Annotated in this window: 16 protein-coding genes and 4 pseudogenes; 11 read left to right on the top strand and 9 right to left on the bottom strand. The window is 66.6% G+C overall.

The features are described from left to right. Positions 1-82: 82 nt before the first annotated feature. Genes ACX12F_RS12775 through ACX12F_RS12760 form a run of 4 tightly spaced genes read left to right on the top strand, consistent with a single transcriptional unit; the run spans position 83 to position 3,696 of the window. Positions 83-682 (top strand): TetR/AcrR family transcriptional regulator, encoded by a 600-nt coding sequence (locus ACX12F_RS12775; protein ID WP_459369896.1) that lies wholly within the window; start codon positions 83-85, stop codon positions 680-682. Then, a complete protein-coding gene (locus ACX12F_RS12770; protein ID WP_459369895.1) occupies positions 679-2,241 on the top strand; it encodes a flavin-containing monooxygenase in 1,563 nt (520 codons plus the stop codon). Before ACX12F_RS12775 ends, ACX12F_RS12770 begins: the two co-directional genes overlap by 4 nt. Beyond that, complete coding sequence (locus tag ACX12F_RS12765; protein ID WP_459369894.1) at positions 2,238-3,059, top strand: mycofactocin-coupled SDR family oxidoreductase; 822 nt, start codon at positions 2,238-2,240, stop codon at positions 3,057-3,059. Before ACX12F_RS12770 ends, ACX12F_RS12765 begins: the two co-directional genes overlap by 4 nt. Before the next feature lie 19 nt (positions 3,060-3,078). Continuing rightward, positions 3,079-3,696, top strand: a complete 618-nt coding sequence (locus ACX12F_RS12760) for a TetR/AcrR family transcriptional regulator (RefSeq protein WP_459369893.1) — start codon at positions 3,079-3,081, stop codon at positions 3,694-3,696. Positions 3,697-3,698: 2 nt separating this feature from the next. Here ACX12F_RS12760 and ACX12F_RS12755 read toward each other — a convergent pair whose 3' ends face one another. Both ACX12F_RS12755 and ACX12F_RS12750 read right to left on the bottom strand, forming a co-directional pair. Continuing rightward, the gene (locus tag ACX12F_RS12755) at positions 3,699-4,724 is read right to left on the bottom strand and encodes an Rv2578c family radical SAM protein (RefSeq protein WP_459369892.1); all 1,026 of its coding nucleotides are present in this window, start codon (positions 4,722-4,724) and stop codon (positions 3,699-3,701) included. A gap of 204 nt (positions 4,725-4,928) precedes the next feature. Beyond that, a pseudogene (locus tag ACX12F_RS12750) lies at positions 4,929-5,560 on the bottom strand (iron-containing redox enzyme family protein). Between the two features lie 858 nt (positions 5,561-6,418). Here ACX12F_RS12750 and ACX12F_RS12745 point away from each other — a divergent pair. From ACX12F_RS12745 to ACX12F_RS12735, 3 genes are read left to right on the top strand one after another with little or no spacing between them, the layout of a single operon-like run. Continuing rightward, positions 6,419-6,718 carry a protein UsfY gene (locus ACX12F_RS12745; protein ID WP_459369891.1) on the top strand — a complete coding sequence of 100 codons (300 nt, stop codon included), beginning with the start codon at positions 6,419-6,421 and terminating at the stop codon, positions 6,716-6,718. Between the two features lie 51 nt (positions 6,719-6,769). After that, positions 6,770-6,976 (top strand): hypothetical protein, encoded by a 207-nt coding sequence (locus ACX12F_RS12740; RefSeq protein ID WP_459369890.1) that lies wholly within the window; start codon positions 6,770-6,772, stop codon positions 6,974-6,976. 39 nt (positions 6,977-7,015) lie between these two features. Further along, entirely contained in the window at positions 7,016-7,798 is a 783-nt protein-coding gene (locus ACX12F_RS12735) for a DoxX family protein (RefSeq protein ID WP_459369889.1), read from the top strand. Between the two features lie 66 nt (positions 7,799-7,864). On the opposite strand, the gene ACX12F_RS12730 is transcribed toward ACX12F_RS12735, so the two are convergent. Together ACX12F_RS12730 and ACX12F_RS12725 are read right to left on the bottom strand one after the other, a co-directional pair. Next, positions 7,865-8,020, bottom strand: coding sequence for a DUF6131 family protein (locus ACX12F_RS12730; protein WP_459369888.1), 156 nt, complete (start codon positions 8,018-8,020; stop codon positions 7,865-7,867). A gap of 18 nt (positions 8,021-8,038) precedes the next feature. Next, a complete protein-coding gene (locus ACX12F_RS12725) occupies positions 8,039-8,257 on the bottom strand; it encodes a hypothetical protein (RefSeq protein ID WP_155899225.1) in 219 nt (72 codons plus the stop codon). Between the two features lie 390 nt (positions 8,258-8,647). Here ACX12F_RS12725 and ACX12F_RS12720 point away from each other — a divergent pair. Then, positions 8,648-9,174: pseudogene (locus ACX12F_RS12720) on the top strand (methyltransferase); the annotation flags it as partial. Between the two features lie 72 nt (positions 9,175-9,246). Here ACX12F_RS12720 and ACX12F_RS12715 read toward each other — a convergent pair. After that, a pseudogene (locus tag ACX12F_RS12715) lies at positions 9,247-9,306 on the bottom strand (hypothetical protein); the annotation flags it as partial. A 68-nt stretch (positions 9,307-9,374) separates the two neighbouring features. On the opposite strand from ACX12F_RS12715, the pseudogene ACX12F_RS12710 reads away from it, so the two are divergent. Continuing rightward, positions 9,375-9,575 (top strand): annotated as a pseudogene (locus ACX12F_RS12710) (Rho termination factor N-terminal domain-containing protein); the annotation flags it as partial. A gap of 58 nt (positions 9,576-9,633) precedes the next feature. Here the strand turns inward: ACX12F_RS12710 and ACX12F_RS12705 are convergent. Continuing rightward, on the bottom strand, positions 9,634-10,065 hold the full coding sequence (locus ACX12F_RS12705) for an Rv2576c family protein (protein ID WP_459369887.1): 432 nt from the start codon (positions 10,063-10,065) through the stop codon (positions 9,634-9,636). Between the two features lie 43 nt (positions 10,066-10,108). Continuing rightward, positions 10,109-10,549, bottom strand: coding sequence for a D-aminoacyl-tRNA deacylase (dtd, locus tag ACX12F_RS12700; protein ID WP_459370333.1), 441 nt, complete (start codon positions 10,547-10,549; stop codon positions 10,109-10,111). A 44-nt stretch (positions 10,550-10,593) separates the two neighbouring features. Between dtd and ACX12F_RS12695 the strand changes: the two genes are divergently transcribed. Both ACX12F_RS12695 and ACX12F_RS12690 read left to right on the top strand, forming a co-directional pair. Next, entirely contained in the window at positions 10,594-11,658 is a 1,065-nt protein-coding gene (locus ACX12F_RS12695; RefSeq protein WP_459369886.1) for a catalase family peroxidase, read from the top strand. Then, positions 11,655-12,173 (top strand): cytochrome b, encoded by a 519-nt coding sequence (locus tag ACX12F_RS12690; protein ID WP_459369885.1) that lies wholly within the window; start codon positions 11,655-11,657, stop codon positions 12,171-12,173. Before ACX12F_RS12695 ends, ACX12F_RS12690 begins: the two co-directional genes overlap by 4 nt. Positions 12,174-12,310: 137 nt before the next feature. Here ACX12F_RS12690 and hisS read toward each other — a convergent pair whose 3' ends face one another. Beyond that, on the bottom strand, positions 12,311-13,570 hold the full coding sequence (gene hisS, locus ACX12F_RS12685; RefSeq protein ID WP_459369884.1) for a histidine--tRNA ligase: 1,260 nt from the start codon (positions 13,568-13,570) through the stop codon (positions 12,311-12,313). Next, positions 13,567-14,274, bottom strand: a complete 708-nt coding sequence (locus ACX12F_RS12680) for an MBL fold metallo-hydrolase (protein WP_459369883.1) — start codon at positions 14,272-14,274, stop codon at positions 13,567-13,569. Before ACX12F_RS12680 ends, hisS begins: the two co-directional genes overlap by 4 nt. Positions 14,275-14,295 lie beyond the last annotated feature (21 nt).

Raw genomic sequence — 14,295 nt, 5'->3', positions numbered from 1 at the left:
CCCCTTCTCTGACACGACGCCACCCCAAAGTCAGTTCCCCGAATCGATGACCACTTTGAACAAATTTCGTTAACGTGTTCAAATGCCTGCCAAGCCGCCGACGCCCCGCACCATCTCGCCGGCACTGATCGAAGCCACCGCGGAAACGCTGCATCGTTTGGGGCCAAGGCAATTCAGCCTCACCGCGGTTGCCGAGGCCGCCGGCGTCTCACGCGGCACGGTGTACAACGCGCTCGGCGGTCGTGATCACGCCATCAGCGTGGCACTGGACCACCTGGCATCGACGTTCGTCGACGGCATGGCCGCCGAGATCGACAAGCAGTCCACGCTGGCCGACCAAGTGGCCGCCGCCGCCGTCTTGATCTGCGCCCACCGGCAGAGCTCCCCCTCGGCGCCGCAGAAGGGCATCAACGAGGGCATCGTTGTCTTGCTGCTCCGCAACATCGGTGAGGACCTGATGAAGCGCGCCGTCGAACTCTGGAAGCCGCGTGTCAAGGCCGCGCAGCGCGACGGTGAAATCGGCGCCGGAGTGGACCCTGCCCGCGCCGGCGAATGGATCGTCCGGGTGCTGCTGAGCTTCGAACTGCTCCCGCCCATCGGCGTCAACCTCGACAACCCCCGCGCCATCCGGCGCTTCGTCACCGATCACATCATCAGCGGACTCACCGGAGAGACACCATGACGACACCCGACCACGAAGTGGTCATCATCGGCGCAGGGCCCGGCGGTATCGCCTCCGCTTACCTTCTGCAGCAGAAAGGTATTCACGACTTCGTCATCATCGACCGCGGTGACGACTTCGGCGGCACCTGGCGCGACAACCACTACCCCGGGCTCGCCGTCGACATTCCGTCGCTGTGGTATCAACTGTCGTTCGCGCCCAATCCCAACTGGAGCCGGTTCTTCGCGCCCGGGCCCGAGATCTACGCGTACCTCCGCGACACCGCTGACAAGCTTGGGCTACGTCCGCACCTGCGTGGCAATTCCGAGGTGGTCCGGCAGCAATGGGACGACGACGCCGGCCTGTGGCGGCTGTCCATCCGCAACCAGTCGGACGTGACGGCCCGGTTCCTGATCAGCTCGGTCGGCGGCTACGTGAACGCCAAGAACGTGGTCGACATCGACGGCATCGAGGACTTCGAGGGCACCGTCATGCGGCCCAACGCCTGGGACGACGACTACGACGTCCGCGGCAAGCGCGTCGCGGTGATCGGCACAGGCTCCAGCGGGGTGCAGATCGCCGGCGCATTGTCCGGGGTCGCCGCGAACCTCGTTGTGTACCAACGCACCCCGGCCTGGGTACTGCCCAAAGTCGACTTCGACATCCCGCCGTGGCTACGACGTCTGCTCAAGATGCCGGGCTTCGTCGGCGCGGTCAACGTGTTCGGGCGACTCCTGATGGATGCGGCGATGGTCGCGCCGATCATCCACGTCTTCTCCCGGCTGCCCCGCACGGTGCTGACCAAGCTGATGCCCTTGTATGACGGACACAGCCGCAACCTCTACCGCCTGCTGCTGCGCTCCACCGTGAAGGACCCCGCCACCCGCAAGGCGCTACTGCCCCGCTACGGGATCATGGCAAAACGCCCGGTGATCTCGAGTGCTTTCCTACCGGCGCTCAATCACCCCGACACACACCTGATCACCACGCCCATCGAGCGGATCACCCGCGGCGGCGTGCGCACCGTCGACGGCGTGGACCACCCTGCCGACCTGCTGGTCACCGCCACCGGCTACGAGCTCTGGACCGACCCGGAGACGTACCGGCCCGGAACCATATTGGGCGCGGGCGGTTTCGATCTCGCCGAGTACTACCGCGACCATGGTCTGCGAGCCTACGCCGGCACGGCCCACCCCCGGCTGCCCAACCGCTGGGAGATCGTCGGCCCGCTCGGATTCGTCGGCTTCGCGTGGATGGACTACGTCGAAACGGTTGCCGCCCATGCTGTTCGGCTGATCGACGAAGCCAGACGCCGCGCCGACGCGCCTGTCGTAGCAGTGAGCCACGAGGCGTTCCAGCGGTGGAATGCGTTGATGGAACGGCGTGGTCGCACTGCGCACACGTACTACACCCGTGCCGCCGAGCTGAACACCTATTTCGTCAATTCCCAGCACGAAACGCCCTACTACCGACCGCAAACCATCACGGGTTCAAGAATTTTCGCGCGGCGCTCGCCACTCACGGACTACGAATTCACCGCAGTCCAGGCCGCCACGATCAGCGAGGAACTCAGCGCATGACCGATCAACCGCTGTCCGGCAAGGTCGCTTTCGTCACCGGGGCAGCACGCGGGCAGGGCCGTTCGCACTGCGTCCGGCTGGCCCGGGCCGGCGCCGACATCGTCGCGATCGACGCCTGCGCACCGGTCACCGAGGCCAACGGGTATGAGCCCGCGACGCCCGCGGATCTGGCCGAGACGGTGAATCTCGTTGAAGGCGAAGGCCGCAAGATCTACGCCAAGGCGGTCGATGTCCGGGACGCCGAGGGCCAACAGCGGGCGGTCGCCGAAACCGTCGAGCAATTCGGCCGGCTGGACATCGTCGTCGCCAATGCGGGCGTGCTGAACTGGGGGCGACTCTGGGAAATCTCGCAGCAGCAATGGCAGGACACCCTGGACATCAACCTGACCGGCGTGTGGAACACCATCCGAGCCGTGGTGCCGGCGATGATCGCGGCCGGCAACGGCGGCTCGATCATCGCCACCAGCTCGGCTGCCGGCATCAAGGCGGTGCCGGGCTGCGGCCATTACTGCGCCACCAAGTTCGGCGTCGTCGGCATGATCAACGCGCTGGCCGTGGAACTCGGTGAGTTCGGGATCCGGGTGAACTCCATTCACCCGTACGGCACCGACACCCCGATGGGCAACGATGTGTCGATGTACCAGGTCCTGCAGGACCATCCGCAGTACATCCACAGCTTCTCCCCTGGCGCGCTGCCGACGGATTCGCTGATCAAGCCGGACCAGATCTCCGACATCGTCGTGTGGCTGGCGAGCGACGCATCGTCGTTGGTAACGGCCGCGCAAATCCCGGCAGACAAGGGCTATCTCAAGATCTGACCGGGTAACGTCAATCGCCATGGCGAAGGCGACCGCCGGAGTGGCAAACAACGGTGCCGACGCGCGGACACGCGCCAGCGAGTTCATGCGCTCGGCCCTCGACATCCTCGGTGAGACCGGCCGCACGGAGTTCACCGTGCTCGAGGTTGTGGAACGTTCAAGGACGTCGTTGCGCGCCTTCTATCAGCACTTCGCCACCAAAGACGATCTGGTGCTGGCGCTGATCGATGCGATGCTGAACGAGTTCACCACGACATGGCAGGCCGAGGCGGCGGAGCTGGAACCGAGGGCGGCGCTGCGGGCGCTGGTCGACGGCATCTGCGTGCCACCCGCCTCCAGCACCCAGGACAGCATCAATCGTGGGCTGACCTTCTACCACGATCGCCTGGCGGAAACCATGCCCGACGACTATGGCCGCGTGCTGACGCCGTTGCACGCGCTGATCGTCGACATCGTCGAACGCGGCATCGGGGACGACACCTTTCGCCCGGGCCTCGACGTCGAAACCACCGCGGCACTGGTCATGCAGACCATCTTCGGCGCCCTACGGTTACGCGCACTCGGACCCGGCCTCGGGCTCACCCCGATCGGCAGCGACCGCATCTACGCGTTCTGCCTGCGCGCGTTGGAGAAGTAGCGTCAGAACAACGCAGGCTGCACCGCCCCGGCGGGCACTGCCGCCGGGGCGGTACGCACGGTGTCAGGTCTGTGTCCGCTGTTACCGAGGCCGTACCGGGCCACCAGCGGGGCCACCCGGGTGCGCAACCGTTCGCGGTACTCCGGGCCGAGATACGCCCCGCGACCGTACAATTCGCGATACCTGGGCAGGAGCTCCGGATACGACGAGCCCAGCCAGGCCAGGAACCAGCCGCGGGTCGCGCCGCGCAGATGCAACCCGAACGCCGTCACGCCTGTGGCGCCCGCCTCGGCGACCCGCGACAACAAGGCATCGAGCTGGTCGACGGAGTCGGTGAGATACGGCAGTACCGGCGCCACCATCACATGGCAGCCGAGCCCCGCCTGCGCTATCGCCGAGATGAGTTCCAGCCGCGCGGCAGGCGTCGGTGTGCCGGGCTCGACCGACCGGTGCAGATCCGGGTCCAGCATCGCCAATGACACGGCGACACTGACCCCGACCCGACTACCAGCATCGACGATCAGCGGCAGATCGCGACGCAGCAGCGTGCCCTTGGTCAGGATCGAGAACGGCGTCCCGGAATCAGCCAGCGCCGCAATGATTCCGGGCATCAGCGCGTACCGGCCCTCGGCCCGCTGGTAGGGGTCGGTGTTGGTACCCAACGCGACCGCATCCCGCGTCCACGACCGCCGGAAAAGCTCGCGCCGCAACACTTCTGCGACATTGGTCTTCACCACCAGCTCACGGTCGAAGTCGTTTCCAGAATCGAAGTCCAGATACTCGTGGGTGGGCCGCGCGAAGCAGTACCGGCAGGCATGCGAACAGCCGCGGTAGGCGTTGACGGTATAGCGGAACGGCAGATTCGATGCCTCAGGCACCTTGTTCAACGCCGACTTGCAGAGCACCTCGTGGAATGTGATGCCGTCGAATTTCGGCACCCGGACGCTGCGCACCAGCCCCAGGCGTTCCAGGCCGGGCAGGGCACCGTCCACTTCGGCCCGCGCTACCGCCTGCCCGTCCCACCGCATACTTCAATTCGAACAATTGTTCGACTCGATGTCAAGCCTCGTGGCCGCCGCCCTTCCCCGAACTATTCTCGAAGTCCTCACAACCGCCGCTACCTGCACAAATTCCAAACCATGAGGCAGACCGGGTATGTGCGGGCGCCGCCGCCCCGGCTGCCGGTCGCGGTGATGGTGCTACGCAGGGTTGAGTTCAGTCGCCAACCGGCCTCACGGCCAATTCCGCAGTGACGAACATCCCGCGGCCCAACTGGACAGCATTTGGGTGGCGAGCATCCCCGCCACCGCATCGAACGCGCGAATGCCGAACACCACGTCTCGATCCAGTTCGGGCTCGCGGGACAGCAGGTCGGCGACGACCTCCTTACGAACCACCTGCTCATGAACGGCGTCCGCCTCCACATGCTCGCGGTAGAAGTCGATGCACGGCAGCGGAGCACCAAGCCTGTTGAGACCCTTGGCTATTCGTTGCGATGCCGGCGACGACGTCAGCTCGGTCGCGGCGAAGTGGCCGACGGCCGCACCCCGGAGGCGCCGGTGCAGCCCGAACATCGACATCAGGTTCACCGCGGCCAGCGTGGGACCCGTGGCGTTGCCGAGATAGTGCAGTAATTGTCGCTCATGCCCGCGGCACCGAGCAGGTCGGCGAACAACCGCTGATGCATGGTCCGGTAGCCACCACCACCGCCGTACTCGTCGTATTCCACCGCCACGAACGCGGCTTTCGCTCGCCCGGTCAGCCGAGGAATGACCCACGACTGCGGATCGGCTTCCTTGAGGTGATAGAGCGATCGATGGGCGAAATACTCCTGCTTCTGCGGCCAAGTCGCCCGATCCCTCATGTAGACCGACAGACTCGTACGGTCGACGGGCGCGGACTCACAGCGGTCGAGCTCGTCCTGCGCCGACGCATCATGCGGGATATCGCCGACAAGCCGGCGGACAGCGGCGAGAAACCGATCCTCGATGCAGTGACGAACATCGAGCAACGCGGGATTCCATTCCCACTTCTCGTCGGTGTCGGCGAAACCTCGATAATGCAGTTCGTAGCAGACGTAGAGCGCCAACTGCAGATCGATCCCGAACGGGTCGACTTCGCCGAGCGGTAGCTGGATGCGAGTCAGATAGGCCGATGGCAGCCGCTCGCCGAGCAGCTCGATCACCACACCCGACAACGGGCCGCGGGGATCTGGGAGCAAAGGCTGGAGTAATTCATCTGTGCACATGGGAATTTCGCGATACCCGCAGGCGTGCGGCGTTAAACCCGGGTTTGGACCGGCCGGATCCGGGTAGTTGGCGTCGACGTCGAGGTGCTCGATGCCGGATGTTGTGGACTGGCCGGGAATTTCGGCTTCGAGAAAGGGCACCACGACGTGTCGGTGACGTGCGCCGAAGACCAGTTGCGGCCGGCGATCCGCCGTGCGGATCCGGAAACGCTCGTCGTCGCAGACGGTTTCAGCTGCCGGACCCAGATCGGCGAACTCACCGACCATCCCCCGGCGCTGCACACCGTGCAGCTACTCGCAGCGGGGCTGCGGCACGACCGACAACAGGGCCACGACCGCCAACAGAACGGTGACCACGAACCAGTCTGAGACGCCCAATCGGTCCGCGGCACCGGCCCATGGGTGTAGAACCGCGCTCCGCTGGGCAATACACAGGCAATGCACAACGGAGAACCCGCTCCCAGGAGGAATTTGATGAAAGACCCCGTCGACCATGCCCGCACCACCCGGCCGCACGCCAGCGAGTCGCTCAAGGATGGCTCGAACGCCCCCGGCCTGCTGGCCGTCGCCGTCGCCGTTGTCGTCCTGGTGATCAGCCTCTACTTCTTCGCTTCAGGTCAGCCCGGTATGGGTGGCGTCGCCCTGGCGATCGCTGCGATCCTCGCCGCTGTGGGCGGCACCTGGCTCGCCTTACGGCACCGCCGGGTGCGGCGTCGCGAGCTGGGTTACCTCCAGACGCATCCCGGCGCGCCGCAGACACCGCCTACCAGTTGACCAGGCCTGCTCGGGGTTTTCCGGCCTCCCTGCCCGGGTATCCGCACCGCCATGACACCAGAACAATTTCCGGACGCCGTTCCGGATGCCGATGCGGCCGAGCAGTCACGCGACATTCAAGAGCAGCCACTCGACGACGAAGCGGCGGTGAGCGGTCCGGCCGGTCCGCCGATGGACGCGACAGCACACGACTGGCAGGAGCAGATCGAAACCGTCGATATCGACCCGGACGAAGACGATCTCGGCCGAGATGCCTGATGAGGTTTGCGCCAGCGCCGCACGGGAAATCCCTGCCCCATGATCATTCGTAGGATCGCCCGTCCGCTTCTGGCCGCTGCGTTCATCGGACAGGGCTTCGAAACCCTGGTGAACATCGACTCAGGGGCACAAGCCGTACGCCCCGCACTCGACGGCCTGAAGGACATGCCGGATCCCGTGGCCCGCAACGTGCCGTCGAACGCAGTCGCCGTGGCGCGGGCCACCGCGGCCGCTCAGGTCGGCGGTGGGCTGCTGCTTGCGACCGGACGTATTCCGCGCGTCGCCTCGGCGGTGCTCGCGGCGACGGTCATTCCCGCCAACTTGGGTAATCACATGTTCTGGGCCGAGAGCGATCCCGAGGCCAAAGCCGCGAAACGCCGTGGCTTCCTGGCCGACCTGAGCCTGCTCGGCGGTCTGATCCTGGCCGCGGCCGACACCGCCGGCAAACCGTCGCTCGGCTGGCGGGGCCGGCGGGCCGCTCAGCGGGCGGCGGAAGCCCTCTCATCCACCGTGCCTTCGAGGACCGAAGTCGCGCTCGCCCGGATGCCGGAGTTGGGCGAGAAGGTCGGCCACGGCGTCCAGACCGGTTTCGAGCACGGCCGCGAACTCGCCGGTGTCGCGCTCGACAAACTGGAAGACGGCCTCGAGAAAGCTGCCCCGTACGCGGAGACTGCCTACCGAAAAGCTGCCCCTTTTGCCGAGTCTGCCTTCCGGAAAGCCAGCGCACGTGCTTCGGAGTTGGCCGATACCGCACGAGAGCAGGCAACCGAATTGGCCAGTACCGCAGTCACTACCGCAAAGAAGGCGAAGGCCCGCGCGTAGTAGGCGAGAGCCCGGGCCTGCGGGCCCGGGCTCCTGCCCCTCGTACCGGCCGTGGCCGCCCGTGCATCAATACCAATGGCGGCGTCCGGCGACGGCATGGCCGGCGGAGCCGAGCAGCCAGAAGACCGCGCCGACGACGACGAGCACGATGCCCAGGACCCACAGCAGATAGACGTTGAAGACGAAGCCCAGAATGAGCAGGACTACTCCCAAAGCAATCATGATGATCGTTTCCTTATCTCACGCGGTTGCCCGCATCGAACTTGGTTGCGGCAGTCGGCAATCGACGACCTTCGGATTGACCCCGGCGTAGTTCAACGGTCCGGCTACCACGGTCAGCGCGATACGCCCCGCTGAGCCGCAGCTGGTGTCGCCGCCGCGGAAATAGTCGCGTTGCCACGCTGCCAGTACACCGACCAGCAGCCAGACCACCACGATGACGCCCACGCTTCCTCGCAACATGGCTCCTCCTACACAGACCGCTTTGGTCTCAAGGAAACAAGTACCCATGCGCGCGTGGTGGCAAACTAACGCGTAAGAAAGAGACCGCCTGAGGGTCTCGACCGCCTTCGAGCTCGGACGAACCAAGGCCGTCCATCACAGCGTTGGGGCAAGCCGAAGCTGTCCCGTTTAGCATCATCAGCACCAGTGCCTCTCGCGTGGTCGCCAGGCTCCTGCGGGGGCCTGGACAGTCAAAGCCCTTGAGGCTCTTCTGCACTGACTTGACTTGATACGTCGCGCGTTAGCCGGCAGCTGACGGTGCTCCGACATGCCAGTTGCCGGTTCGACACGTTTGCCGCCGGCGCTTCGCGGTTATATCGGAGAGGTTGAATGAGAGAGGAAGCCCGAATGCTGAGCTCCGATATCTCGCGCCCAAGCGCGGAAGTCTATCTGCCGCAATCCGATTCGAGACTGCTGATCGAAACGATGCACAGCTGCCGCCGGCCCGAGGGCATGCGGGTGGCCGACCTGTGCACCGGCAGTGGTGTCGTGGCGATTGCGGCGTCCGATGCCGGGGCAAGCAGCGTGACCGCCTTCGACGCCTCGCCGGCGGCCTTCTCGACTGCCCGCGACAATGCCCGGCTCGCGGGCAGCGTGGTCGACGTCCGCCTGGGGTGCTGGTCGGCTGCCCTCGAACTGGAACCGTTCGACCTCGTGCTGTGCAATCCGCCCTACGTACCCGCGCCCTCCGACGCCGATGCCGTCATTCCGGACGCAGGCGGCCCGCCGATGTCATTCAACGCGGGCCCCGACGGCCGGCTCGTCCTCGGCCCGCTGTGCAAATCAGCCCCCGACCTGCTGCCCGCAGGACAATCCCCTTCGGCCCCGTGATGACTGCCCGCGCCCGCTGGCTGGAGGACGCCGGCCGGTTGCCAGCAGCAGCCGACCTGAGACCGCAGGTCCCGCAACGTGCGATCCAGTATCCGGGACACGTGCATCTGAGACACGCCGATCGAGTCGGCGATCTGCCGCTGTGTCATGGCACCGAAGTAACGCAGGTAGAGCACCTTCTGCTCCCGCGCCGACAGGGCGGCCAGCAGGGACTTCACCGATTCCCGATCCGTGACACGATCGAACCCGGCGTCCAGAGCGGGCACGCAGCGGCGGGCCCAATGCCCGCAGCCGGTCGGCCGAGGGCATCGACACCCAGGCCACCAAGAAACACCTCATGGACATCGCTCGCAGGCTCGACGTCCGAGGCCGGTCGACGATGACCAAGGCCGAACTCGTGGACGCCATCGAGAAGGCCAACCGCCGGGCGAGCCGCAAGTCCTGAGCGACTGCGGTGCGGTGTGGCAAGCAGGCCGGGGTGTACCTGTTCGCGGCTTAGCGAATTACCACTGGCCGAGCTGGCACTGCACGTTGTACGGCGCGGTCTGGTGCGCCGCCGACTGACCGTCGACCGCGATGTCGCACGTCGAGTCCGGGGCCGCCTGGCCGCCGTGCGTGGTGCTGCTGACGGTGAAGATGGCCCACTGCGGGTCAGCCAGCGTGGTGGTGAACACCCAGGGGGCGTCCGGACCGACGGTGACCGTCTCGCGCTTCAGGTAGGCGTAGGCGTCGGCGTTGTAGGCGGCCTTGTTGGCCGGCTGGTTGACCAGGTACAGCAGGTCGAAGGTGGCCGGGCCACCGACCGACAGCGTGTACCGGACTTCGTGACCGGCCGGTTCGGCTGATGCCGCAGGCGCCATCAGCCCCGCGGCCGCCACTGCTGCCGCGCCACAAATCACTCCGAACTTGACTGTCGCTTTACGCATGCCGGTCATATCGACTGACGGTACCGGACTGTTACACCCTGCATCACCCGCATCAACCCGCCTGCAGTTCCAGCAGCACCGTCACCGGCCCGTCGTTGACCAGTTCGACGTGCATGTGGGCCCCGAACCGCCCGGTGGCGACCTCTGCTCCCAGTTTCCGCAGCGCTGCGGCGAACTCGTCGACCAGTGGCTCGGCGACGGGCCCGGGCGCCGCCACGTTCCACGACGGCCGACGCCCCTTGGCGGTGTCGGCGTAGAGCGTGAACTGACTGATCACGAGGATCGGCGCGGCCGCGTCGGCGGCGCTCAGCTCGCCGTCGAGGATGCGCAGCCGCCACAGTTTGTCCGCCATCTTGTGGACGACGGCGACGTCGTCGGTGTGGGTGAGGCCCACCAAGGCCACCAACCCTTGAGGATTCGGGGCGATCTCACCGACGATCTCCCCATCGACCGTCACCCGCGCCGCCGTCACCCGTTGCACCAGTACCCGCACGTTTGCAGATGCTGCCACAGCACTTTGTGGTACCTGTGGTGGTCATGGACGGCCCATCCTGGCGCGGCACTCCCCTGACCCGGCGTTCGATACTGGTTGGAATCGGCGCTGTCGGCGCGTTCCTTGCCGTGGATCTCGGCCTGGTCGCGTACACCAGCCGTGCCGGCACCCTGACCCGACAGACGTTCCTGGACGGCTTCCAACACGTGTTCGGCGCGCACCCCGGATTCCGGAAGAACCACGCCAAGGGCGTCTCGGTGGTCGGTCATTTCATGAGCAACGGCAACGCGGCCACATTGTCGCGCGCCGCGGTGTTCGGGCCCGGCGAGACGCCGGTCGCCGGCCGGTTTTCGCTCGCGGGCGGGAACCCGACCGTTGCCGATACGCCGAGCGCGGCGCGGGGCCTCGGCCTGGCAATCGGCTTCCCGGGCGCCGAGCAGTGGCGCACCGCGATGCTGAACATCCCGGTGTTCCTCGACAACTCACCGCAGGGCTTCTACGACCGCTTGCTGGCGTCCAAGCCGGCCGCCGGCACGGGGAAGCCCGACCCGCAGGTGATGGCCGAGTTTCTCCGTCGGCACCCCGAGACCGCGGCGGCGACGGCGCTGGTCAAGAAGAGCCCGCCCACACCGGGTTTCGCCGACAGCACGTTCTCGGGTCTGCACAAGTTCTATCTGGTGAACCATGCCGGCGTCCGCACCCCCGTCCGCTGGACGTTCGTCCCGCAACAGACGGCCATGCCACCGAAATCCGACAATCCCAACGCGTTGTTCGACGCGCTGATCCTGCAGTTGAAAAAGGCTCCGCTGCAGTGGAATCTGCGGCTGACCGTCGGACGGGACGGCGACCCGACCGACCCGACACTGCCCTGGCCGGCCGACCGGCAGGTCATCGATGCCGGGGTCCTGACCCTCACCGAAGCCCAGACCGATGCCGCCGGCAACGCCCGCGACATCAACTTCGATCCCCTGGTCCTGCCCGACGGCATCGAACCCTCCGACGATCCGCTGCTCAGTGCACGGTCGGCGGTGTACGCCGGCTCCTACCGGGCACGGACCGCCGAGCCGAAAACCACTCCGGCCGTTCAGGTTCAGGAGGCCAAGCCATGACCGACCGCTTCCCCGTCCGCACCCGCGTGTTGCACTGGCTAACTGCGGTGGCGGTCTTCGCCGCACTGCTGATCGGTTTCACGATGACCAACGCGATCGGCTCCCACGCGGCGCTCGTCGGCGTCCACATGACGCTGGGTATCAGCATCCTGCTCATCGTGATCGGCAGGGCGGCAAACAGATTCACCCACAAGGCGCCGAAGTGGCCCGCCACGGTGGGGCCGCTGGAAGGTAGACTGATCGCCGGGTCCGAGCTGGCGATGTACGCCATGCTGTTGACGCAGCCGCTCGTCGGCTGGGCCATGGTGTCGGCGTCGGGCACCCCGGTCCGGGTGTTCGACAGTCTCACGCTCCCGAACATCGTCCCGTTCAACGCCGGCCTCTACGGCGCTCTACGCGAGGCCCATTCGGCGGTGGCCTACCTGCTGGTGGCCGCCATCGCCGCGCACGTCAGCGCCGTGCTGCTGCACACGCTGACACTGCGCGACGGCATGCTCCGCCGGATGACGCACTAGACCCCCTGCCGCGAGCGTGCGGGTCTGCCTGCGACACGCCGACAACTCTGGGCACTATCGTCACCCTCGCCAGCCGCGAAGGTGACGCTATTGCACACCTGACGCGGCGTGTCACGCGCAGACACGCACGCTCGCGGTTAAAGAAGTCGGGCGGCGACCTGGGCGGCGACGTCGGCGATGGGCACGTCGACCTGCTCACCGGTGGACAGATCCTTGACGCCGACGGTGCCGGCCTCGATGTCACGGTCACCGGCCACCAGGGCAATCTTGGCCCCGGAGCGGTCGGCCGCCTTCATCGCACCCTTGAGACCGCGGTCGCCGTAGCACATGTCGGTGCGCACACCCGAGCCACGAAGGGCGGCAACAATTTTCGCCAGCTGCAGTTTGGCCGGCGCACCGAGCGGGACGGCGTACACATCGACCGCCGCGGGCGAGGCCACCGTCTTGCCTTCGGCCTTCAGTGCCAGCACCGTGCGGTCGACACCGAGCCCGAACCCGATGCCCGACAGGTCCTGGCCGCCCAACTGCTTCATCAGGCCGTCATACCGGCCGCCGCCACCGATGCCGGACTGCGCGCCGAGACCGTCGTGCACGAACTCGAACGTGGTCTTGGTGTAATAGTCCAGGCCACGGACCATGCGCGGGTTGATGACGTATGGCACGCCGAGGGCGTCCAGATGCGCGAGCACTGTGTCGAAGTGCTCCTTGGCAGCCTCCGACAGGTGGTCCAGCATCACCGGGGCGTCCGCGGTCATCTCCTTGACGTGCGGCCGCTTGTCGTCGAGCACGCGCAGCGGATTGATGGTGGCGCGGGTGCGCGTTTCTTCGTCGAGATCGAGCTTGAACAGGAAGTCCTGCAACAGCTTCCGGTACTGCGGACGGCAGGTTTCGTCTCCCAGTGAGGTGATCTCGAGGCGGAAACCGTCGAGCCCCAGCGAGCGGAACCCGGCGTCGGCCACCGCGATCACCTCGGCGTCGAGCGCGGGGTCGTCGATGCCGATGGCCTCCACACCCACCTGCTGCAGCTGGCGGTAGCGGCCCGCCTGCGGGCGCTCATAGCGGAAGAACGGTCCGGAGTACCGCAGCTTGGCGGGCAGCGCGCCGCGGTCCAGGCCGTGTTCGATGACGGCCCGCATGACACCGGCGGTGCCCTCGGGCCGCAGTGTGACGGAGCGGTCACCGCGGTCGGCGAAGGTGTACATCTCCTTGGACACCACATCGGTGGACTCGCCCACACCGCGGGCGAACAGGGCGGTGTCCTCGAACACCGGCAACTCGATGTGGCCGTACCCGGCCAGCCGCGCAACATTCAGCAGGCCGTCGCGCACTGCGACGAATTCCGCCGAATCCGGGGGCAGGTAGTCCGGAACGCCCTTGGGCGCCTGAAAATCGCTCAACTTGATAAGCCTTCGAGGAATGGGTTGGTACGCCGTTCGGCGCCGATCGTGGTCTGCGGGCCGTGCCCAGGTAGTACCACGGTGTCGTCGTCGAGCACCAACAGTTTTGTCACGATCGAGTCCAGCAGGTCCCGGCCGCTGCCGCCCGGGAGATCGGTGCGGCCCACCGACTGCTTGAACAAGGTGTCGCCGCTGAATACCAGGTCGGAGGGGCCTTCCTGGGCGAGCGAAGCGACGGGACCGGTAGCCGTGACGCGGAACACCACCGAACCGCGGGTGTGTCCCGGAGTGTGGTCCACGGCCACGGTGATGCCGCCCAGGTCGAGCTTGTCACCGTCCCGATCCAGTTCGACGACCTGCTTGGGCTCGGAGAACAACACCCCGAACGCCAGTTGGGCCAGCTTCCCCACGACGGCTGGACCGAACCCCTTGATCGGATCGGTCAGCATGAACCGGTCCTCGGGATGGATGAACACCGGGCAGCCGTAGGTGTCCGCCACCTTCTGCGCCGACCAGATGTGGTCGATGTGCCCGTGGGTGAGCAGCACCGCCGACGGGGTGAGCCGGTTTTCATCCAGTATTTCGCGGATGCGGCCCATGGCCCGCTGGCCCGGGTCGACGACGATGGCGTCCGACCCGGCGCGCGCCGCGAGGATGTAGCAGTTGCACTGCAACATCCCGGCCGCAAACCCCGTCACCAACACGGCAACCAGTTTCCCACGTGG

The sequence above is a fragment of the Mycolicibacterium sp. HS_4_1 genome (genome assembly GCF_054515875.1).
This window is presented reverse-complemented; position numbering and strand designations above follow the sequence as displayed.

Excerpts from the sequence above, each read along its gene's own strand:
- ACX12F_RS12765 (WP_459369894.1), top strand. The coding sequence starts at position 2,238 with ATGACCGATCAACCGCTGTCCGGCAAGGTCGCTTTCGTCACCGGGGCA.
- ACX12F_RS12755 (WP_459369892.1), bottom strand. The coding sequence starts at position 4,724 with ATGCGGTGGGACGGGCAGGCGGTAGCGCGGGCCGAAGTGGACGGTGCC.
- ACX12F_RS12730 (WP_459369888.1), bottom strand. The coding sequence starts at position 8,020 with ATGATTGCTTTGGGAGTAGTCCTGCTCATTCTGGGCTTCGTCTTCAAC.
- ACX12F_RS12695 (WP_459369886.1), top strand. The coding sequence starts at position 10,594 with ATGGACGGCCCATCCTGGCGCGGCACTCCCCTGACCCGGCGTTCGATA.
- ACX12F_RS12740 (WP_459369890.1), top strand. The coding sequence starts at position 6,770 with ATGACACCAGAACAATTTCCGGACGCCGTTCCGGATGCCGATGCGGCC.
- ACX12F_RS12760 (WP_459369893.1), top strand. The coding sequence starts at position 3,079 with ATGGCGAAGGCGACCGCCGGAGTGGCAAACAACGGTGCCGACGCGCGG.
- ACX12F_RS12745 (WP_459369891.1), top strand. The coding sequence starts at position 6,419 with ATGAAAGACCCCGTCGACCATGCCCGCACCACCCGGCCGCACGCCAGC.
- ACX12F_RS12705 (WP_459369887.1), bottom strand. The coding sequence starts at position 10,065 with ATGACCGGCATGCGTAAAGCGACAGTCAAGTTCGGAGTGATTTGTGGC.
- ACX12F_RS12735 (WP_459369889.1), top strand. The coding sequence starts at position 7,016 with ATGATCATTCGTAGGATCGCCCGTCCGCTTCTGGCCGCTGCGTTCATC.
- ACX12F_RS12690 (WP_459369885.1), top strand. The coding sequence starts at position 11,655 with ATGACCGACCGCTTCCCCGTCCGCACCCGCGTGTTGCACTGGCTAACT.
- ACX12F_RS12770 (WP_459369895.1), top strand. The coding sequence starts at position 679 with ATGACGACACCCGACCACGAAGTGGTCATCATCGGCGCAGGGCCCGGC.
- ACX12F_RS12775 (WP_459369896.1), top strand. The coding sequence starts at position 83 with ATGCCTGCCAAGCCGCCGACGCCCCGCACCATCTCGCCGGCACTGATC.